We start from the raw sequence: 20,327 nt of genomic DNA, 5'->3' as shown, positions 1-20,327 counted from the left end.
TCTTTTTGCCATATGTAAATTAACAAATAAAGAATCATGAAAAATAGGATGAAATTAACCTCGGGAGCACACTCCTCTATATTCTTCTAAATTCATTCGGTTTAAACCCGGTACAGAGTTTAAAAGTTTTAGAAAAATGACTTTGATCAAAAAAACCACACAGAAATGTAATTTCGGTAAGAGGCTTGTTAGTGTGTTTTAAGAACAAAATTGCTTTTTCAATTTTAATCCTGCGCATATACTCTCCAAGTGTACAATTAAAATATTTTGAAAAGTATCTGGAAATTGTAACTGGATGTATCTGTAGTTTTTGTGATAACTCTGTTAATGTAATAAATTCGTCCCATCGATCACATAATAGCTCTCGAATAGCATCAACCCAAAGAGGTTTATAATCAATGACCTTGGTATATCCCGAAAATAATGTTAGTAACGATGAGTGAATAGAATCTGAAGAAGATATATCATCTATCTTTAATTCCTTATATATTTTTAGTAATTGAAATTGAACAGCAGTATTTTTAAGAATAGAACTCCTAAAATCCGAGGTTGACAGTTCATTTTTCACAAAAAAAGAATCATCAATTTCTATATTTAAATTCTCAGACGGAAATGCGGTATATCTATTTCTATGTACTTCTAACTTATCATACAGTATGATACTTCCTGGAAGGACTTGAATGTCTTTTCCTTTTCGTGATTCTAGATTACCTCCTTGCAAGACCAACGAAAGGTGATATTTTTCATGAGAATGCCAATCTTCTGAAACCGGTTTGTGATATTTTACCATAGAAATATCATAACTTTCAAAAGAAAACTGCTCTGTCGTTTTTCCTAAAAATTCTTTAGTTTTTAATGCAATCATAATGTATATCGCCAAAAAATGAATCTTTCTTTCTAAAATATCAAATTCATGAATTGTATAGAAACAAATATAATGCCATTAAAATAGTTTAAAAAATTAGAATTCATATTGGCATTTCTTTAACTGTGGACATAGCTCTTTTTTCCTACATTTAAGAACTTTGATCATTCTATAAATCAAACATTATGAAAACATTAATAACGTTCGTTCTTTTATTGATCCTTTCTTTTTTAGAAAACCCTATTCTGGCTAATTCTTCTTTAAAAGCAAATTTTAAAACCGGTGACCCTGGTATTACTTCTATCAATTCGATGACCTTTGGACCAGAAGGTATTTTGTTTATTGGTGATAGCAAATCTGCACAAATTGTTGCAATAGATCTAAGTACCCATCCAAAAGTTGATAATAGTACGGTGAAGATTGATTTTCTTGATAAATTAATTGCTGATATGTTGGGCACTGCCATCGATCAGATACAAATCACAGATATGGTAGTTAATCCAGAAAATAATAATATTTACCTCTCTGTTCATCATAGTTCGGGTAATGTACTATTGTTTCGCGTTGAGAATAATAAGTTAAAAAAAGTTTCCCTCGATAATATATCTCATAGCAAAACTTCATTAATAGATCCAGTTCATAAAGAAGCGAAAGATAAACGAGGTCGAAAACTTCGTAAATGGGCAGTTGCAGATATCAAATATACTTCTGGCAAAGTAATGCTTTCTGGCCTAAGTAATAAAGAATTTGCTTCTACTTTCAGATCGGTTGATTTTCCTTTTACTGATAAACAAGATTATGGCTCTTTAGAGATTTATCATGCTGCGCATGGTCAATATGAGACTCATGCTCCTATAAAAGCATTTATACCAACTACGATAAAAGGTAGTTCTCATATCATTGCTGGTTATACGTGTACTCCTCTTGTTATTTTCCCCATGGATAACATTAAACCCGGAAAACATAATAAAGGTAGAACTATTGCAGAATTAGGAAGTGGTAACAGCCCTGTAGATATGGTAGAAATCAAAAATGGTGGTCAACGATACTTACTTATTGCCAATAGCAACAGACCACTAATGAAAATGGAATTTACTGACCTGGAATCCTACAATGGCTCTCTTACTTCTCCGGTTATTAAAAAAGGTGCAGCTGAAGGAGTAAATTATGTAAACCTACCTTTTGTTAATGTACAGCAATTAGATAAATTTGGAGAGACTGGTTTTCTTATTGTTCAAAGAGAATCCAGTGGAAATCTTGCTCTAAAAAAAGGAAATAGCTGGTGGCTTGAGAAATAGCAACTTTGGATAAAAAAGTATTATTTATTAGTAATGTGAAAAACTTTATACTTTTCGTTATAATAGTATTCTTTTCTATTCTGGAGATGTATGCTCAAAAATCTCCGGAATTTACCTTTAACAAGGAGTTTATTACTATAAAAAAAGATGCGAAAACTTCGGGAAACCTCTATGTCTATAGAGGTGAGATTCCTAAAGAAGAACTTTCTAATGTAAATCCAATATTAGGTAAGTTGATTCAGGAAAAAACGGTACTACGTTTTATTCCGTTAATACCATTTGGATGGAATCAAAAATATACATTAGTATATCGTGATGCAATAGAATATTTCGAACTTGATACTCCAGAAGAATACAAACATCTTTCTGTAAAATCGATTTACCCTTCGGCAAAAATTCTTCCTTCTAATCTCTTAAAATGGTATATTCAATTCTCTCACCCAATCAGTGAAACTTATGTTTATGACCACATACGATTCATAAATGCTACAGGAGATACTATATCCAATGCTACTTTATCCTTAGAAAATGCTCTCATTAGTGATAATGGGAAGCTTTTAACCGTTTGGATAGAACCAGGACGCCAAAAACGTGATTTAATACCTAATACGTTATTAGGTCCGGTTTTTGAAAATGGAAAGACATATAAACTTGTTGTTTTAAAAAAATTGAAGGACGCAAATGGTATATCTATGCAGCAAGACTTTATACACTCATTTAGAGTCACTATTGCCGATCGTGTAAAACCCGATATAAAGTCATGGAAAATACAGTTCCCAAAAGTAAATTCTAAATCACGTTTATTGATTTCATGTTATGAGTCTCTAGATTATGGTAGTACACTAAATAGTGTAACTATTATAAATGCAAAAGAAGAAAAAATTGATGGAAATTGGCAATATACTGATCACGAATCAACTTTATCCTTTACACCATTACATCCCTGGAAAAAAGGGAATTACAAAATTTTGTTTGACACTCACATTGAAGATTTAGCAGGAAATAATTTAGATAGATTATTTGATAGTGAAATTGGCCTTTCAGATATGAAACAATTACCTATTGAATATAAGCTGGAGTTTAATGTTAAATAAAAGGTAGATTTTGATCTCGATTTAAAAGGAAATCTCGCACGATTCTGGCAATAATTCTTTTATTTTTTGTTTTTCTTCTTCTGTAAGTTTGTTATTAGTTATCTCTAGCCTTTTTAACTTAACTAAATGTTTAATAGTCTCAGGTAAGTTTCTCAACTTATTTTTGTTAAGGATTAATTCCTCCAGATTATTTAAATTACCAATGAAATCTGGAATGTTATTTAAATTGTTTTTGCTTAAATCCAGCTCTTCCAACATCTTCATATTTTTTATAACATCAGGAAAACTATCTAATTTTGTATCTGATAAATATATTTTCTTAAGCTTCGTTAATTTTGCTAAAGATTGTGGTAAGGTTTTTATTTTATTTTGATTAAGAACTAGAATTTCTAAATTTTCTAACGTACTTACCACTTCAGGAAACTCTTTTAATTTATTTCTTTGTAAGCTTATTGATCTCAACCCTGTTATTTTTTTTACGAATTCAGGAACAGTCTTAAGTCTTAATCCTCCAATACTAAGTGATTGCAACCCTTTTAACTCTCCTATTACGATAGGTAGAGAATCGAACTTATTATCACGTAAATAAAGTGTTTCGAGACTAGTCAGGTTTTTAAAAGAATCTGGTAAATCACGGAGCTTATTTTTATAAAGCTCAAGTTTTTCTAAATTTCTTAAATTACCTATAGACTCTGGTAATTTTCTTAGTTTGTTTTTATTTAATCGCAACATTTCTAACTCCACGAGCTCCCCAATAGATTCTGGAAGATACCTCAGCCTATTATTATGAAATTCTAGCCAATATAAATGACTCAATCTCCCAATCTCTTCTGGGACAAGGCTTATATTATTATTTGCTAAATCAAGCGTCCTTAATTCTTTTAATCTCATTAAATATGATATTTCCTTTAACTTGCTATACGTAATTCTTAAATCTCTTAATTTGATTAGTTTAGTAAATGAATCTGGTAGCTCTTTAAGGTTAGTTTCAAAAATGAAGAACACTTCTAGATTAGTTAATTCTCCTATTGACTCAGGCAATTCGCTCAGTTGGTTTCTAAATATTTTTAGATCTTTTAAATTGCTAAAAACTCCTATAGAGTCTGGTATTACGGGATCCCCTTTGTCAAAACCCAAAGATTCAATATTTTCTTTATTCTCAAAAGCTTTTATCATATAACTAGGGTAAACATCTTTCTGAGCACTACCACTAGAATACACTAATATTAGTATTAAAACAGAAATCAATGACCTTTTTGTCATATCAAAAATATCCAAGACTAATATCATATTCCATCTATTTTATCTAAAACCAGTTTTCGGTAGGATTTACCAATAGGTAAAGTAGTCGTATTATTAAGTATTAACTGGTTACCTTCTATTAGTTTTAGTTCGTTAAAATTAATGACAAATGATTTATGAATTCTTATAAAATCTTCTTTAGGAAGTTTATCAAAAAAATCTGATAACGTATTGGGAGTTAAAATCATAGTATCGGTAAAAATTTTAATATAATTACCATAAGCCTCTATGTATTGAATATCTTTAAAAGGTACTTTAATTAATTTTTTATCACTTTTCACAAAAACAGAAGTGGCTATTTCTTCCTTTTCTGAAAGGTGTACTACGGTAGTATCCGTTACATTTTTTTTCTGAATTTTTATAACTGCCTGGATAAAACGTTCTAACGAAAAAGGTTTTAATAAATAATCAGTTACCGACAATTCAAACCCTTCTATAGCATACTCTGGATATGCGGTTGTAATAATAACATCTGGTCGTTTCTGCATTGTTTTCAACAAACTTAATCCTGATAATTTTGGCATGTTTATATCCAAAAAAAGAACATCCGCAGATTGGTTTTGAAGAATTTTCATAACCTCAAAAGCATCTTTACAAGATGCTAATACTTCTAAATTGGGGACTTGCTCAATATAATTTTCTAATATCTGACGCGCAATGGGCTCATCATCTGCGATAATACATTTTAAAATCTCCATTTATAATTTTAAGGTTAATTGAACTTCAAACTCTTCTTCTTTTTTACTAATACTCAGGGTATGTCTGTCTGGATATATGAGAGTCAATCGTTTTTTTGCATTTTGTAAACCGATACCACTTTTCCCCTTTTCCAGATCAGATTCATCACCTCCTCTATAATCAGCTGTATTTACACAAGTAAACAATAATTCACCTTCAACTATCTCAATAGTAATCGACACTCTACTCTCTCCTTTTTTAGATATGGCCAAATGCTTAAAAGCATTTTCTACAAACACAATCAAAAGCATTGGGGCTATATCTAAAGTAACCATTTCGCCATAAGTATTTAGCTCTATCTCTGTTTTATCTTCTAAGCGTATACGCTCTAAAGACACATAATTTTGTAAGTATTGAATTTCTTTTTGTAAAGGAACTAATTGTTCTTTGGTATCATATAAACTATATCGTAGTAAATCTGAAAGCTTTAACATTAAACCTGGTAGTTTGTCAGAATTTACAACAGATAAGCCGTATAAATTATTTAGTGTATTAAACAGAAAATGTGGATTTAACTGTGCTTTCAAAAGTTTTAATTCGGCATCTTTTATTTCTTGTCTACGAGTAAAACTATCTTTTGCAATCTTTATCGCTGAACTAAACAATAAGGCCAAAACCATTACAGAAAAAAGATTGTATAGCATCGCCCATTCGAATTTTTGAAACTGTTTACTCATAAAAAAAACAGCAATACAACTAAACAAAAAAGCATTGAGACAGAAAAGTCCAATTCCTAAAAGCTTATTTTTCCTGTTAAATAGTGGTAATATTTTTAGGTTGTTTATATACACAGGAACAATAAGGTATAACGTTACCCATACAGCAGTAAGAAGCCTGTTTTCTGACTGAATTGACATTGCTAGAATTAATGTGGTAAAAAGCCATACCGCAATATTCTGCACAAAACGATTATCTATCCATTGATCTAATTTGGACATATTTTTTCTTTAAATATTCTCAAAAATACTAGAAAATGCATCTAAAACACAGATATTAATGATCAAAGGAGTTCTTTTGACTGTAAACGTCTTCAATATACTGATGTAGGGAACAAACTCAGCTTTAGTATTATTGATCACTAAATCTAGCACATTGATCATTCTTTCTTTTTAATGTATTGGTTTACCCTCACTTTTGAAGTGTTAATTCAAAAATCAATCATTATGAAATCAATTCAAAACTTATGCCTTCTTATTGTACTATTTATTATTAGCATGATAAAAACTTTCGTTGCAATCTAAAAAAGTGAATTGTAAAAATGTATCAAAAACCACTAAAACAGTAATCAAATGAAACTAGATATACAAAACGTATCCAAAAGATACAACAGCAATAAATATGGATTAAAAGAATATACCCTAAACATAGAGAATGGTATTTTGGGATTACTTGGTCCTAATGGCGCAGGAAAATCCACATTATTAAAAATGATTGCTACTATTAGTAAACCATCAAATGGAAGCATTTTATTAAACAAAAACAACGTTGTAAAAGATCCTAACTATATGCGAAAACAACTAGGGTATCTACCACAAGATTTTGGAGTGTATCCTAACTTGAATGCTTACGAATTTTTAGAATACATGGCTGCACTAAAAGGTATCGGGGGAACACAATTAAAACAAAGAATTGCATTTCTCCTTGAAGGATTAAATCTAACCGAAGTAGCCAAAAAACCTATAGGTAATTATTCTGGAGGAATGAAACAACGTATTGGGATCGCTCAGGCACTACTTAATCATCCAAAAATATTATTATTTGATGAACCGACCGTTGGTTTGGATCCTGAAGAACGTGTACGTTTTAGAAATTTAATTTCAGAATTAGCCAATGATTGTATTGTTATTTTGTCCTCACATATTGTTTCTGATATTGATACTATAGCAGATCAGGTAGCTATAATGAAAGAAGGCCAACTATTATGTCAGGGAAATCAGAAAACTATTGTTGATACAGTAAAAAACAAAGTGTTTGAAATAACAATGAATAAAGAAGATGTGCCCAATTTTATAAACCATCATATTACCCTTAATACCATTCGAAAAAAAGAGGCTGTTACCGTACGATATATATCTGAAACACATATAGAATCAGCAATACCATGTAAAGCAACTCTGGAAGATGCTTATCTATATACAACCAAAAAATAACATAATCAATTCATGAAACGAACATTAAAAAAACTTAAATACATTTTCATAAAAGGAAATGTTTAAAATTTAAACGTATGAAAAATTTTATAACTATAATAAAATCAGATTATTTACAACGTACTCGTAGCTATGCTTTTTTGATCACATTATGTATTAGTCTTGCTGTGGCATATTCATTTATTCCTGCCCCTGGCGCTAGTTATTCTACCATTCGGATCGGAGACTATCTAGGTTTTTATAACTCTTCGTGGATAGGTTACGTAACAGCACTTATGACTAGTGTTTTTCTTTCTTTAGTTGGTTTTTATCTAGTTAATGGTACGATCAAAAATGACATAAGCAGTAAAGTAGGTCAAATCATAGCCACTACAAGGGTTTCAAATTTTGGATATCTCCTATCAAAAACGATTAGTAACTTTTTGTTATTGTCTACTATAGCATTTATCGTATTTATAATGAGCATCATACTATTCTTCTTATATAATGATGGGTTTTCTTTTGAAATACTTCAATTTATTATTCCATACAGTGTTATTGCTATTCCTTCTTTGTTTTTTATTTCGGTACTAGCGGTATTGTTTGAAGTCTTTTTAGGTCAAAAATCTATCCTTCAAAATATTCTTTTTTTCTTTCTTTTTTCGATAATGGCTATTTATAAACCTAGTGATACATCAAAGAATTTTTATTTAGATGCATTTGGCACTAAGATAATCACATCTCAAATGGAAGAAACGGTAAGAAATATAGTGGGTCATAAAGATTTAGGTGGAATAAACATTGGGTTTGTATTAGGAAATGTATCTGATGCTAATTATTTTGTTTTTGAAGGAGTTGATTTTCCTATAGGGTATATTTTAAGTCGTTTGGGATGGATTATTTTTGGAATTCTTTTACTAGGTCTTGCTTCCCTGTTTTTTCATAGGTTTAGAGTTAAAGAACGTTTTCAATTAAAAAACAAGAAAACACTCTTAAAAACTAAAAATGATAATGATATCGATATTTCCAAACTTCCAAAAGTCTCTCTCTCATTCAAAATATTACCTCTTATAAAAACTGAATTTATATTACTCATACGAAGTGGGCATAAATGGTTATGGATACTAAATATTGCAGGTATGTTGGCGTTATGTTTTGCTCCTCTATCTATTGCTCATCAAATGATATTGCCTATAGTCTGGTTCTTACAAGTAGGCAGATGGTCTTCATTAGTGACCAAAGAGAGAATATTTAGCACACATTTCTTTACCTTTGCTTCGTATCAACCACTCAAAAGACTCTTGTTATCTCAAGTACTATCCGGAATTCTATTGGCTCTTTTACTTGCTTTACCATTAGTATTAAGGTATATGATACAGCTTGATTTCATGCATGTTACTTCTATTATACTTGGTGGCTTTTTTATTGTTTCACTTGCTGTTCTAACTGGGATTTTGACTAAAGGAAAGAAGTTATTCGAAATCTTATTCTTCATGATCACCTATGCCAATATTAATGCAGTACCATTTACCGATTATTTTGGTGGATTACACCATCAATATAGCTACCTCATCAGTATTGCTATTCTGGCAATACTATCACTAACCATTAGCTATGGTCTTAGAAATATAGAATTGAAAAGAATATAAATACGATCAGTACTTCAATCCAAAAACCGAACAGGTTTAATCAAAAAAGCTTCCGGAAGATTTATCTTCCAGAAGCTTTTATTATATCTATCTAAATTACTTAGTTATAATAAACTTTTTGGTAATAGTTTTATTGCCAGTATTAACCTCTAAAAAATACATACCATTAGATAAACGTGCTACGTTGATTTTATCTCCCGATAATTGATTTTCCATTACCGTTTGCCCCATATAATTGATAATTCTATAGGATACATTTTTTTGATTCATATTTTTTATAAATAACATTCCCTCTTTTATTGGATTTGGATACAATATAAAATCATTTACCAAAGAAGAATCATTTCCTTTAGAAAGCAAAGCTGTGCTAATATTTACGGTATAATCCTCTACTTCTCCGTAAGTAAAGGTATCACATGGTCCAGATGCTGTGCTGTATTTCATAGACACACGCATTCTTGTATTACCTGCTACAGCTGTAGTAGGAACATCAAAATTAAATGACTGATTATCACTACTATTGGATAAGTTTGATACAATCTGCTCAGCACTATCAAAGGTACCATTCTGATTATAATCAATCCAAATACTCCAATATTCTCTGTATGCCGTATTTGCAAAACCGGCACTTACTACAATTGTATTTGTTCCTGTCCCAATATTAGCAATCAAATTGGTAAAATCTCCATACCCAGCATTTGCAGTTGTCGTATTTGCAATACCACCTAATCCCACATAATCGATATATTCATAATTTACATTACTTCCTTTAGAAGCACAATATGTAGTTGAAGTATTCGACGTTGTTCCACTAGCTGTATTACTTGATGAAGAAGTATTTCCTGCTGCATCTTTAGCTTTTACAGAAAATGTATACGTAGTATTAGGAGTCAACCCAGTAACAGTATAACTAGTACTTGTTGCTGTAGTAACTAAAGTAGCTCCCTGGTATATTTCATATCCCGACACTCCAATATTGTCTGTCGAGGCATTCCAGGATAACCCAATAGTGCTCGAAGTAACTGACGATGTTGTAAGCCCTGTTGGTATAGAAGGCGCTTCTGTATCAGGAGCAGAAGATTTTATGCTAATATTATCTATTGCCATATCACTTCTAAAACTTGTTCCTGTAGTGCCTTTAAATTGTAATTTTATTACAGATCCAGCATATGCAGTAAGATCAATTGTAGCTTGGTTCCAGCTATTTCCAAGATCTCCACTTTTTGTCCATAATGATGTATAATTAGCTCCATCATTTGTACTTACTAAGACTTCCATAGCTCCCATATTGGATCCATACATATGATATCCAAATTCTAAAGAAATACCAGAAAGAGTTGCTAAATCAATACAAGGGCTATTAAGAAGTGCTGTTTTATTTGGACTTCCTGGCGGTGTAACATTTGTAGATGCCTCAGTATATAAATAAAAAGTACCATCTTGAGCCGACGAAGGTCCTGTTGAAGATGAAGAAGTTCCTCCAGAATCTCGTGTCCAATTAATATCATCTCCGGTAGCATTAGTCCAAAGCCCTAAACCAGTCTCAAAGCTTTCTGTATAAGGAAAACTATTTATCCCTGTACAAGCTTGAGTATCTGTGGTTGTAAAGTTTATTAAAGTACCGTAAGGAGAACTTGCTCCTCCTGCACAATTACTTCTTACCTGAGCTTCATATTGAGTTGTAGCGGTTAGCCCGGTTATGTTAATCGTATTTGTATTTGAAGATAAGGTTGTCCAATTCGAACTTCCTGTCACACGATATCTTACATCATATGTAGCTCCAGAATTAGCACTCCAGCTCAATGTTGCCGTCGTAGGCTGTATATTTGATGCTGCTAATCCTGTTGGTGCTACTCCGCCTATAGGAGTTAATTGAACATTTTTAGTCACTGCAGCATAATCTGCTACCGTTACTCCTGTTAAAGTAAGTGGTTCATAACATTCTGCTTCATACAAAATATTGTAAGTTCCTGCTTTAATAGGTCTGTAATAGTCTCCTTCTGGTAATTCTGTCGGTGTCCAGGAATCATAACTCTCACGACCTACAACTGTTACTTTAGCTTGTATCGGTTGGTTGGTTGCTGCATCAGTTACTACTCCACGGATACCATAATTTACTTGTTTCAAAAATGCAAGAAGAGCTTCTCTATTATAGTTCCAATAATTTACTAATTGATTAGCAGCAGGTGTTTTGTTATTAGAGAGTTCAACGGTTACTTCTCTTCCTTTTTGATTGTATATCTGGTAATCTTGTCTCCCTCCTTGTACCTCATACCAGGCATACCCATTTGTAATACCATTATTTAATGCAGTAAAATATCCAGAAGGACTATTGGCCTGACAGTGATCTCTATATTCTTTAGAAATATGTATAAAATAATCCTCATCAGGATGTGCTCCAGCATATGTATCCCAAGGATAATTAAATACTTCTATTCCTCCATGAAAATTAGCAGACAATACAAAATGTTTAGTATCTGCAAAATTCATAAAAGCGACTGTCTCTGTTTGATAACTGTTACCATCTGGATGTGCTCCGTCATCTGGATCAGGGTAATTTCTGTTTAAATCTACGTTATTAGCATTTCCCCGGGTAGCATTAGCAACAGATGTGTTATTAGCACTATTGCGATACGTACCATCAGGATTTGCCAGTGGATTAATCCAAACCTCATTATTATCCAAAAGATTCTTAATCTCGGCATGTTTTGGATGACTTGTATTGTTATAAGCTCCAAGTAAATAATCAATAAGGTTAAGCATCATAGGATAACCTGCTATTTCATCACCATGCATAGAAGAAGTATACATTACCCTGGGTTCTTGCTCATTTTGATTTACGTTATCTGATAATTTTACAAACAGTAGCGATTTATCTCCTTCAACCGTAGCTCCGATATTTTCTACCTTACATAGAGACGGGTTACTAGTAGCAAAATCATTCATCATTGTTACATAATCACCATATGTTGGATATGCAGTAAGTGGAAACGTAGCAGCTTTTATAGCTAAATCAGAAGTCATAGTTCTATATCCTATGATGTTATCTTCTGAAATGACTGTAAAAGCAACTTTTTTTTGTAAAAAAGATGAAAACTGATTTTTATTAGCCATTACTTTAACACTATTTGTGTTTTCATCAAAATGAACAATAGCTAATTCTTTGGTAATAGTACTTAATTCTGATTTGTTGTTGATTGTGAAGCTGAAAATTACTTCTCCTTTTAGGTTCAGGTATTCATTAGCGAGCTCTTTATTACTTTTTTGCGCAAAAAGAGAAATGCTCATGGTGCAATACACCAACAGCATTAACATGATGTTGTTTTTCATTGGTTTTAAGAGTAATTTAAATTGAGTTAATATTTAGGTTTTAATGATATCGTGTAATAAATATCAAACCTAAAGGTACTAAATTCGTGAGAATTAATTAGAAACGTTTTTTCTTTGTTTTTAGGGAGAGTTCCTCCTAATCTTTTATTATAGAAAATGTTATGAAAAAACAACACAAAATAATTACTACAAAAGTACTATATAATCATCCAGTTTGTTGTAGAAGTCTCGGGAGTAATTTCGACTTCATAATCTCCCAAATCTCCTATTTTTTTTGGTAGCTTTCCTTGAGAAAGAGCATTAAACATTGGTGTAGGATCAGCATCAAAAGTAACTACTCTAAGAGTTTCATCCATTAGAGTATCGAGTACAGCAACTTCATAATTAAGTAATCTATCTAACCAAGGAAGTTTATAGTCCTTATGTATTAGATAAGCTGCAAAATTTTTAGCCTCTTTATAACTTAGTTGTTCTGGTGGATAATATTTCCAAAAATCATTAAGAATGGCGGCAAATACTTCCATCCCTAATACCAACATCATATATCGTGTTGTGAGTTTAAATATTCGAGCTACCATAGAAGCTCTAAATTCTTTTATTAGCTTTTGATATATTTTAATTCTTTCTTCATTCTTTAATACATCATGTTCGTCTACTCGGCCAATAACATGATTACCTAATATATTTTCCCATGCTATGGGATCAAACTCCTGGTTAAGTTTTTGAATATTGCATACTGTTTTTGGAAGTTTTTCTTCCTTAGGAATACGATATTGCTCTTTTCTATTTTCCCAAAGTCCTCTTACTTTTTCCATTTCAGAAATAATAAGAGCATCACCAACTACAGGAATATAAGAATCGAATATTTCATAAGTAACAGCTTTCAAATTAGTAAGATCTGGTAAAATTTCTTTTGTTATAGCAAGTAACCTTTTATCTATAGGTCCAGAATGAGAATCCATCCATAAATTATTCAATTCTGTTCCTCCTGCTATATGCATTTCTACCACATGTTCTAAAGGTATTTCTTTTAAGAAATCTGTAATACTTTGACGGCCATTTAATTGATTGGCAAAAATATTATGAATATCTAATAATATTCCACAGCCCGTTTCTTTACATAATTCTGCCACAAAACTTCCATCATTCATCTCATGACTATTGGGTTTTAGATAATTCACCCCTGTCTCAATAGCAATAGGTTTTCCTATTTTATCTTGAAGATACTTTATATTTCGTATTGCTAACTCCAATCCTTTTTTTGTCTGGCAAGGCGGAAGAAAAAAACCAGTATTAAATTCGGTAGTAGCATTAAAACTAAGGTGCTCTGTTACCCAGGGACTATCAAAAAGAGTTGTAGTATACTTAATTAATTCTAACTGATCCTTTTTTGGCAGTAAACTCCCTCCCACAGGTGCTCCTATACTGTGTACCAGCTTATGATATGGTAATTTATTTATTTCTTCAAAAACTTCTGTTGGCACCTTTAAATTATCATTTTCATCTCTGATGCATAATGTTTGAGGTTCTATTTCAAATGTATCAATTAACCCATTAGGAAAATTAATATTGGCCACTGTAGGTGAGTAAATAATGCCTACCCCTAATTGCGGTAGGCACTCTAACTCTAGCGTTTTTTCAATTACACCCATAATTTGTTTTAAAAATTAAAATCAAACTGGTTTTGGAAAAATATATCATTCCCCGAACAACATGCCAGGCATCCTATTTCTTCAAAAATGCTTTTTATAGCATTATCAATCTTACCAATATCATAAGATACAGCGGGAGATACACCAACACTTAGAGTCTTTGTTGCTATTAATTTACTAGGTTGTGGTGAAGGGTCTCTAAAAGCCAATGACCGTGAAACTACATTCTCTCTTGGGTCTAAAACATAATCTCTAATCGTTTGAAAATAGCAGTCTACGCCAGAGAAACATTTTGGACATCCTAATTCATCTAACAGCTCATGAATACTATTTTGAAAAGCTTTTGCATCATATGCTACTTTTGCAGGGATCGATAATCTTACTGCCCCTCTTCCCTTTTTTTGATCAATTTTCATCTTATTTTGTGTTTTAATTATTAATTACATAAAAATACTCACACAATCATTTGTAAAACAGAGTTTTACCACTATAAAGCACAAGGTAAACACCCCTTAAATATAAGGGTGTTATACTCCTCAAAAATCTAAGTAATAATTAACAATGTTCACTAAAAAAATATGGTCAAAATGCCGTATATTTAAGGATAGATCCCTTCTTGTCAATACATTACACATGTAGACAATAAAACACACATTTTATTACTTAAAAACCTTTAAATCTAAAATTATGAGTATCTCACAAGCATCCCCTAAAAGCAAAATGGAAAGACCAAGCTTTAAGAACCAATATGATAATTATATTGGAGGAAAATGGACCTCACCTGTAAAGGGTCTGTATTTTGAAAACATCTCTCCGGTTGATGGTGTTAGTTTTACCAAAGTAGCTCGTTCTACGAGTGAGGATATAGAACTTGCAATTAATGCTGCATGGGCAGCTGCACCAGAGTGGAACAATTCTTCTGCCACATATCGTAGTAACTGTTTATTGAAAATCGCAACGGTACTAGAAGAAAACCTCGAAGTATTAGCACGAGCAGAAACCTGGGATAATGGAAAAGCATTACGCGAAACTCTTGCTGCAGATCTCCCTCTGGCGATTGATCATTTTAGATACTTTGCTGGCGTAATTCGTGCAGAAGAAGGATCTGTTAGTGAACTCGACGCCAATACAGTATCTATAAATGTACCAGAACCTCTTGGGGTTGTTGGGCAAATTATCCCATGGAATTTTCCATTATTAATGGCTACCTGGAAAATTGCCCCGGCACTGGCAGCGGGAAACTGTGTTGTTTTAAAACCAGCAGAACAAACCCCTGTAGGAATTATGATCTTAATGGAACTCATCGAAGGTATACTTCCTGCTGGCGTTCTTAATGTAGTAAATGGTTTTGGAGTTGAAGCGGGTAAACCATTAGCATCAAGCCCACGTATTAATAAAGTAGCCTTTACCGGAGAAACTACTACAGGGCAACTCATCATGCAATACGCATCAAAAAACATAACTCCGGTAACCTTAGAACTTGGAGGAAAATCACCAAATATCTTTTTTGAAAGTATTATGGAAGCTGATGATGAGTTTTTTGATAAATCTTTAGAAGGAGCAGTAATGTTCGCACTCAATCAGGGAGAAGTATGTACTTGCCCATCTAGAATTCTGATTCAGGAAAGTATCTATGACCAATTTATAGAACGTGTTATCGAGCGTACAGAGGCTATTAAATTAGGACATCCTTTAGATCCCGAAACTATGATGGGTGCTCAGGCTTCTAATGATCAGTATGAAAAAATACTAAACTACCTTTCTATTGGTAAAGAAGAAGGATGCGAAGTATTAACAGGAGGAGAATCCGCATATATCGAAGGTCTTGAAAATGGTTATTATATACAACCTACACTTCTAAAAGGAAATAACAAAATGCGTGTATTTCAGGAAGAAATCTTTGGTCCTATAGCATGTGTTACTACTTTTAAAGACCAGGCAGAAGCCATTGAGATAGCAAACGATACCCTTTATGGATTAGGTGCCGGAGTATGGACTCGCGATACTCACCAGGCTTATCAGGTTTCTAGAGCAGTACAGGCAGGACGTGTTTGGGTAAATTGCTATCATACCTACCCGGCTCATGCTCCTTTTGGAGGGTATAAAAAATCTGGTATAGGTAGAGAAACACATAAAATGATGCTTAATCACTATCGCCAGACTAAAAATATGCTCATATCATATGATAAAAAAGCAATGGGTTTCTTCTAAAAAATGAATAAAATGATAGCACGTATTAAGATTACCGATGCAGCAAAAGCTGTAATCGATACCCTTACTGCAAAACACGGGGAGTTGATGTTTCATCAAAGCGGAGGATGCTGCGATGGCTCCTCCCCGATGTGTTTTCCGAAGGGAGAATTAATGATTAATGAAACAGACATCTGGCTGGGCAATATCCATGGGTGTAACTTTTATATGTCTGGGGATCAATTTGAATATTGGAAACATACGCAATTAACCATAGATGTTGTACAAGGCAGAGGGTCTAGTTTTTCTCTTGAAATTCCTATGGGAATTCGTTTTGTAATCAAATCACGAATATATACCGAACAAGAAATGGGAGAATTAAGCTCTATTCATATTGGTGAAGTATGAATTTACAACTGATAGGAAGATTACAAGCGTTATAAAACCATAATGAATGTTTTAGATAAATATAAATGTCTCCTAGTGCAAGGATCAAAAACATAACTGATAAAATTAGTTATTTTTGGTTCCTACCAGAACCCAAATCGTTTTATCAGTTTCATTTTTCCATTTTCCAAAATCTTTAATTTCTTTAGAGATCGAAAATCCTGCTTTTTGTAATTCTTTCTTTACATATTTTAAAGACAATGTATGCGCTTCGGTTTGCTCTGCTCTTGATGTATTAAGCATATGTTTTTTTAATTTCTCTATGATAACAATCCTTCCTCCTGGTTTAAGAGCGTTTTTTATATGATCTAGAATTTTCATGTAATCATTCATTTCATGATATGTATCCATTACTACAACTACATCTAGTGCTTTATTTGGTAATTTAGGATTATCGTAATCTCCAACTATAGTTTTTATATTTTCAAGCTTACGATTTTTAATATATTCATCTAATTTCTCAAGTCTATCTTCTCTTACATCTACAGCATATACTTTTCCTGATTCTCCAACTTTTTGAGCCAGATGCATGGTAAGATACCCCTCATGACAACCAACATCAGCAACCGCATTACCTTCCTCTATTTCTGCAAGTTTAAAGATTTTAGGTACATTCATCCACGTATCTCTTTCCTCCCAATCCGTTTTTTTATATTGGGCATAACCAATCTCTACAATCAAAACTAATAAAACCAAAAACTGACCTCGTTGTCGCATATCAAATATTTTTTACAACTGCTTTAGTTTTCAAAATACTTTTAAATTGAATACAGTAGGCTTATTTTATGAAAATTTTGTGCTTTAACCGCATTTAGCATTACTCTACAAACACTCGGTCTTCTCCTTTAAATTCGGGAGTTTGAACAGAAATTACTTTCAATGGTATTTTTGATAAGACTTTTACTGCATGTATAGTTTGTTCTGGTATAGTAACCCAGTCTCCTTTTTGTACTATAATTTCTTTATCATCTAATCGTACACTGGCTTTACCCTCCAACACTAATACCTGCTCGGTATGTTTTATGTGCTTATGCGGTTTTACATCTTTTTTAATCCATATTACAAAAGTTGAAGTATGTGTATCGCTATACACTTTCTTAACTAATATATTGTCATAGTCCTGATCAGGTTTAAAATCTGAAATAGCACTTTTAGTTTGTGCCCAAAGCCCTGTTGAAACGATAACACAACAAATAAAGGGTATAATTTTCATGAGTATATATTTTAGCAAATTAAACTAAGGTTTTTCGGATTCAAACTTTGCACCTGTAGGTGTACGATATCCTGAAAAAGGAAGTTTTAATAATTTACTCACATTTGCATTTGAATCCACATCTGGATATGTATCTACTCCATATATCAAATCTTCATTTTTTATCTTGGAAAAAGTGCCAAAAATCCTATCCCAGATAGAAAAGATATTACCATAATTTGTATCTGTATATGGCAATACATAATGATGATGTACTTTATGCATATCTGGAGAAACTATAATCCAACTTATCATATCATCTATTCTTTTTGGTAAAGAGATGTTGGCATGATTAAATTGGGATAATATTACAGATAGAGATTGATAGAACATGATGATACCTATAGGTGCTCCTACAATAAATACAGCAAGAGTCGTAAACAAAAATCGGATAATACTCTCACCAGGATGATGTCTATTGGCTGTTGTGGTATCTACATGATTATCGGTATGATGAATGAGATGAAACATCCATAATGGTTTTATGATATGTTGAACATAATGTGCCAACCACGCTCCTATAAGATCCAGTAATGCAATACCAAGTATTATTGTAGCCCATAGAGGTAATGCCAACCATTGCAATACACCAAATTGATTAACAACAGTCCAATCGCTAGTTTTTAGTAATATAAAAGCTAATACAAAATTAATAACTATCGTTGTTAGAGTAAAAAATATGTTGGGCCATGCATGCCTAAACTTTTTATAATCAAATTTAAACAAGGGCATCGCATATTCTATACCCCAGAAAAAAGTAATCCCTCCTACCAAAATTAAACTACGATGAGATGATGGTATCGTTTCAAAATAATTAATTATACTTTCCATACACACAAAATATTCCATTTTTAATAATTAGACAATTGTTTTTCTATAAATGTGAGTGATGTAACAGAGGTTTTCACTTTTAAGCAACTAAAAAGTTGCGTATTAAATATATATACTTATATTTGCAACCATATAGTTGCGTATTAACAATAAAAATATAATAAATATGAAAGATGTAATAATCAAAGAGAAGATACTTAATCACCCAATTGATAAAGTATGGAACGCGATAACTAATGCTAAGGAGATTTCAACCTGGTTTTTGGATGCTGATTTTAAAGCCGAAAAAGGGTATCAATACATATTTAACTCTTCTGGAGAAAACTGCTCTCCTATAAAAGGTGAAGTAAAACAAGCAAATCCCTATACTTTAGTATATTCGTGGATTGTAACAGAAGCTCCAATAGAAACAACTGTTAAATGGGTATTAGAAGAAACCGAAGAAGGAACTAAATTATATCTAGAACATTCTGGTATTTCTAGTTACAAAGGAGAAACTGCTGTTGAAATGTTTACTAGTTTTAATGGCGGATGGGATAATTGTATTTCGGGATTAACCGATTACCTTAAACAAATGGTTCATGCAGGATAGAATCACCACAATATTAAAAGCTGTTGCAGATCCTACAAGGCGTGAAATTTTTCACGCTTTGGTGGTAGCAACTACTGCCCTACCTATAACTCAGATATCAAATCAATTTGATATTAGTCGCCAGGGTATTACTAAACATCTAAAAACTCTAGAAGGAGCTGGTTTGATCCATATAGATACCAAAGGAAGGGAGCGTTTTTGTCATGCCAATGCTAACCCATTAAAAGAAGTAAATCAATGGTTAAAGTTTTACGAACAATTCTGGGATGGAGCTCTAGGTGATTTAAGTGATTATTTAGATAATATGTCTTAATATTTTACTGTAATTAAACACTTGAGTCATTTTTTATTTTTTCTCTCACCCATTTAATTGCTTCTTCAATATTTTCAAAAGATACTATACCTTCTTGGTAAAACATATTTTCTATCCTGATACTTGTCTTCTGAGATTCATTGTATGTAACTGCAGCAAAAGCCTTCATATTAGGAAATACATCTTTTATTTTCATATAATCTGTAGCTTCTAACGAATATGAATTTATTCTATGAGAGACATAACCAAAAGGTTGGTCACCAAAGTGTAAATTTGTTAATAGAGATAATGTCTTTGCTTTTTCGTAATCAAAACAAATACCTTCTGCTACCTCAATTACCAGATAATTTTCATAGAAAAAGATCTTGCCCATCTCAAGATCATATTGTTTAATAAGCTTGTCATTCTTTATAGGTTCTGACATATTTAATATTCAGATTTTAGAGTAAAAACCAGATTGTAAACGCTTCAACTTTTTTAACAAGCGTTAAAAATTACTTAGTTTTCCATTTTCCTCTCTAAAAACCTATCAATTCAATATACTTCAACCTACAAAACCAAGTAAATCTATACTAAAAGTACTAATTATTATCGGTATTTTAATGGTTACAAGAATTATATCATTTTATATTTCCTTAACAATTA

At 32.2% G+C, this 20,327-nt stretch carries 19 protein-coding genes; 8 read left to right on the top strand and 11 right to left on the bottom strand.

The genetic code is table 11. The annotated features are described in order from the left end of the window. Window positions 1-76: 76 nt before the first annotated feature. Window positions 77-865 carry a helix-turn-helix transcriptional regulator gene (locus AAFU52_RS21570; protein ID WP_438423506.1) on the bottom strand — a complete coding sequence of 263 codons (789 nt, stop codon included), beginning with the start codon at window positions 863-865 and terminating at the stop codon, window positions 77-79. A gap of 185 nt (window positions 866-1,050) precedes the next feature. Here AAFU52_RS21570 and AAFU52_RS21565 point away from each other — a divergent pair, with 185 nt between their 5' ends. Beyond that, on the top strand, window positions 1,051-2,163 hold the full coding sequence (locus tag AAFU52_RS21565; protein WP_024770116.1) for a hypothetical protein: 1,113 nt from the start codon (window positions 1,051-1,053) through the stop codon (window positions 2,161-2,163). A gap of 5 nt (window positions 2,164-2,168) precedes the next feature. After that, window positions 2,169-3,257, top strand: coding sequence for an Ig-like domain-containing protein (locus tag AAFU52_RS21560; protein WP_438423505.1), 1,089 nt, complete (start codon window positions 2,169-2,171; stop codon window positions 3,255-3,257). Window positions 3,258-3,278: 21 nt separating this feature from the next. Here the strand turns inward: AAFU52_RS21560 and AAFU52_RS21555 are convergent, their stop codons facing one another. From AAFU52_RS21555 to AAFU52_RS21545, 3 genes are read right to left on the bottom strand one after another with little or no spacing between them, the layout of a single operon-like run. Then, complete coding sequence (locus tag AAFU52_RS21555) at window positions 3,279-4,547, bottom strand: leucine-rich repeat domain-containing protein (protein ID WP_438423504.1); 1,269 nt, start codon at window positions 4,545-4,547, stop codon at window positions 3,279-3,281. After that, on the bottom strand, window positions 4,544-5,257 hold the full coding sequence (locus AAFU52_RS21550; protein ID WP_438423503.1) for a LytR/AlgR family response regulator transcription factor: 714 nt from the start codon (window positions 5,255-5,257) through the stop codon (window positions 4,544-4,546). The genes AAFU52_RS21555 and AAFU52_RS21550 overlap by 4 nt, the downstream gene beginning before the upstream one ends. Continuing rightward, on the bottom strand, window positions 5,258-6,235 hold the full coding sequence (locus AAFU52_RS21545) for a sensor histidine kinase (RefSeq protein ID WP_438423502.1): 978 nt from the start codon (window positions 6,233-6,235) through the stop codon (window positions 5,258-5,260). A 351-nt stretch (window positions 6,236-6,586) separates the two neighbouring features. On the opposite strand from AAFU52_RS21545, the gene AAFU52_RS21540 reads away from it, so the two are divergent. Then, entirely contained in the window at window positions 6,587-7,447 is an 861-nt protein-coding gene (locus AAFU52_RS21540) for an ABC transporter ATP-binding protein (protein ID WP_438423501.1), read from the top strand. A 77-nt stretch (window positions 7,448-7,524) separates the two neighbouring features. After that, entirely contained in the window at window positions 7,525-9,075 is a 1,551-nt protein-coding gene (locus AAFU52_RS21535) for a hypothetical protein (RefSeq protein ID WP_438423500.1), read from the top strand. Window positions 9,076-9,171: 96 nt separating this feature from the next. On the opposite strand, the gene AAFU52_RS21530 is transcribed toward AAFU52_RS21535, so the two are convergent. From AAFU52_RS21530 to AAFU52_RS21520, 3 genes are all read right to left on the bottom strand, one after another. After that, on the bottom strand, window positions 9,172-12,405 hold the full coding sequence (locus tag AAFU52_RS21530; RefSeq protein ID WP_438423499.1) for a M14 family zinc carboxypeptidase: 3,234 nt from the start codon (window positions 12,403-12,405) through the stop codon (window positions 9,172-9,174). A gap of 197 nt (window positions 12,406-12,602) precedes the next feature. Then, the gene (locus AAFU52_RS21525; RefSeq protein ID WP_024770108.1) at window positions 12,603-14,057 is read right to left on the bottom strand and encodes a DUF692 domain-containing protein; all 1,455 of its coding nucleotides are present in this window, start codon (window positions 14,055-14,057) and stop codon (window positions 12,603-12,605) included. Between the two features lie 8 nt (window positions 14,058-14,065). Further along, entirely contained in the window at window positions 14,066-14,473 is a 408-nt protein-coding gene (locus tag AAFU52_RS21520) for a hypothetical protein (protein ID WP_024770107.1), read from the bottom strand. Between the two features lie 271 nt (window positions 14,474-14,744). Between AAFU52_RS21520 and AAFU52_RS21515 the strand changes: the two genes are divergently transcribed. After that, window positions 14,745-16,268 (top strand): aldehyde dehydrogenase family protein, encoded by a 1,524-nt coding sequence (locus tag AAFU52_RS21515; RefSeq protein ID WP_438423498.1) that lies wholly within the window; start codon window positions 14,745-14,747, stop codon window positions 16,266-16,268. A 3-nt stretch (window positions 16,269-16,271) separates the two neighbouring features. Beyond that, complete coding sequence (locus AAFU52_RS21510) at window positions 16,272-16,655, top strand: DUF779 domain-containing protein (RefSeq protein WP_438423497.1); 384 nt, start codon at window positions 16,272-16,274, stop codon at window positions 16,653-16,655. A gap of 105 nt (window positions 16,656-16,760) precedes the next feature. On the opposite strand, the gene AAFU52_RS21505 is transcribed toward AAFU52_RS21510, so the two are convergent. The 3 genes from AAFU52_RS21505 to AAFU52_RS21495 form a co-directional block, all read right to left on the bottom strand. After that, window positions 16,761-17,411 carry a class I SAM-dependent methyltransferase gene (locus AAFU52_RS21505; protein ID WP_438423496.1) on the bottom strand — a complete coding sequence of 217 codons (651 nt, stop codon included), beginning with the start codon at window positions 17,409-17,411 and terminating at the stop codon, window positions 16,761-16,763. 100 nt (window positions 17,412-17,511) lie between these two features. Beyond that, complete coding sequence (locus AAFU52_RS21500) at window positions 17,512-17,907, bottom strand: cupin domain-containing protein (RefSeq protein ID WP_438423495.1); 396 nt, start codon at window positions 17,905-17,907, stop codon at window positions 17,512-17,514. Window positions 17,908-17,931: 24 nt separating this feature from the next. Next, entirely contained in the window at window positions 17,932-18,777 is an 846-nt protein-coding gene (locus AAFU52_RS21495; RefSeq protein WP_438423494.1) for a sterol desaturase family protein, read from the bottom strand. 166 nt (window positions 18,778-18,943) lie between these two features. Here AAFU52_RS21495 and AAFU52_RS21490 point away from each other — a divergent pair, with 166 nt between their 5' ends. Next, the gene (locus AAFU52_RS21490) at window positions 18,944-19,369 is read left to right on the top strand and encodes an SRPBCC family protein (RefSeq protein WP_438423493.1); all 426 of its coding nucleotides are present in this window, start codon (window positions 18,944-18,946) and stop codon (window positions 19,367-19,369) included. Further along, on the top strand, window positions 19,359-19,682 hold the full coding sequence (locus AAFU52_RS21485) for an ArsR/SmtB family transcription factor (protein WP_024770101.1): 324 nt from the start codon (window positions 19,359-19,361) through the stop codon (window positions 19,680-19,682). The genes AAFU52_RS21490 and AAFU52_RS21485 overlap by 11 nt, the downstream gene beginning before the upstream one ends. A 13-nt stretch (window positions 19,683-19,695) precedes the next feature. Here AAFU52_RS21485 and AAFU52_RS21480 read toward each other — a convergent pair whose 3' ends face one another. Then, window positions 19,696-20,106, bottom strand: a complete 411-nt coding sequence (locus AAFU52_RS21480) for a hypothetical protein (protein WP_438423492.1) — start codon at window positions 20,104-20,106, stop codon at window positions 19,696-19,698. Window positions 20,107-20,327: the final 221 nt, after the last annotated feature.

Origin of the sequence: Aquimarina macrocephali, from assembly GCF_051627225.1 — a bacterium.
Taxonomy (GTDB): Bacteria; Bacteroidota; Bacteroidia; order Flavobacteriales; family Flavobacteriaceae; genus Aquimarina; species Aquimarina macrocephali.
The sequence above is the reverse complement of the archived record's forward strand: the minus strand, read 5'-3'. Positions and strand labels throughout refer to the sequence as shown.

Excerpts from the sequence above, each read along its gene's own strand:
- AAFU52_RS21565 (WP_024770116.1), top strand. The coding sequence starts at position 1,051 with ATGAAAACATTAATAACGTTCGTTCTTTTATTGATCCTTTCTTTTTTA.
- AAFU52_RS21540 (WP_438423501.1), top strand. The coding sequence starts at position 6,587 with ATGAAACTAGATATACAAAACGTATCCAAAAGATACAACAGCAATAAA.
- AAFU52_RS21530 (WP_438423499.1), bottom strand. The coding sequence starts at position 12,405 with ATGAAAAACAACATCATGTTAATGCTGTTGGTGTATTGCACCATGAGC.
- AAFU52_RS21570 (WP_438423506.1), bottom strand. The coding sequence starts at position 865 with ATGATTGCATTAAAAACTAAAGAATTTTTAGGAAAAACGACAGAGCAG.
- AAFU52_RS21490 (WP_438423493.1), top strand. The coding sequence starts at position 18,944 with ATGAAAGATGTAATAATCAAAGAGAAGATACTTAATCACCCAATTGAT.
- AAFU52_RS21535 (WP_438423500.1), top strand. The coding sequence starts at position 7,525 with ATGAAAAATTTTATAACTATAATAAAATCAGATTATTTACAACGTACT.
- AAFU52_RS21505 (WP_438423496.1), bottom strand. The coding sequence starts at position 17,411 with ATGCGACAACGAGGTCAGTTTTTGGTTTTATTAGTTTTGATTGTAGAG.
- AAFU52_RS21555 (WP_438423504.1), bottom strand. The coding sequence starts at position 4,547 with ATGATATTAGTCTTGGATATTTTTGATATGACAAAAAGGTCATTGATT.
- AAFU52_RS21500 (WP_438423495.1), bottom strand. The coding sequence starts at position 17,907 with ATGAAAATTATACCCTTTATTTGTTGTGTTATCGTTTCAACAGGGCTT.
- AAFU52_RS21495 (WP_438423494.1), bottom strand. The coding sequence starts at position 18,777 with ATGGAAAGTATAATTAATTATTTTGAAACGATACCATCATCTCATCGT.
- AAFU52_RS21510 (WP_438423497.1), top strand. The coding sequence starts at position 16,272 with ATGAATAAAATGATAGCACGTATTAAGATTACCGATGCAGCAAAAGCT.
- AAFU52_RS21520 (WP_024770107.1), bottom strand. The coding sequence starts at position 14,473 with ATGAAAATTGATCAAAAAAAGGGAAGAGGGGCAGTAAGATTATCGATC.
- AAFU52_RS21525 (WP_024770108.1), bottom strand. The coding sequence starts at position 14,057 with ATGGGTGTAATTGAAAAAACGCTAGAGTTAGAGTGCCTACCGCAATTA.
- AAFU52_RS21480 (WP_438423492.1), bottom strand. The coding sequence starts at position 20,106 with ATGTCAGAACCTATAAAGAATGACAAGCTTATTAAACAATATGATCTT.
- AAFU52_RS21550 (WP_438423503.1), bottom strand. The coding sequence starts at position 5,257 with ATGGAGATTTTAAAATGTATTATCGCAGATGATGAGCCCATTGCGCGT.
- AAFU52_RS21515 (WP_438423498.1), top strand. The coding sequence starts at position 14,745 with ATGAGTATCTCACAAGCATCCCCTAAAAGCAAAATGGAAAGACCAAGC.
- AAFU52_RS21485 (WP_024770101.1), top strand. The coding sequence starts at position 19,359 with ATGCAGGATAGAATCACCACAATATTAAAAGCTGTTGCAGATCCTACA.
- AAFU52_RS21545 (WP_438423502.1), bottom strand. The coding sequence starts at position 6,235 with ATGTCCAAATTAGATCAATGGATAGATAATCGTTTTGTGCAGAATATT.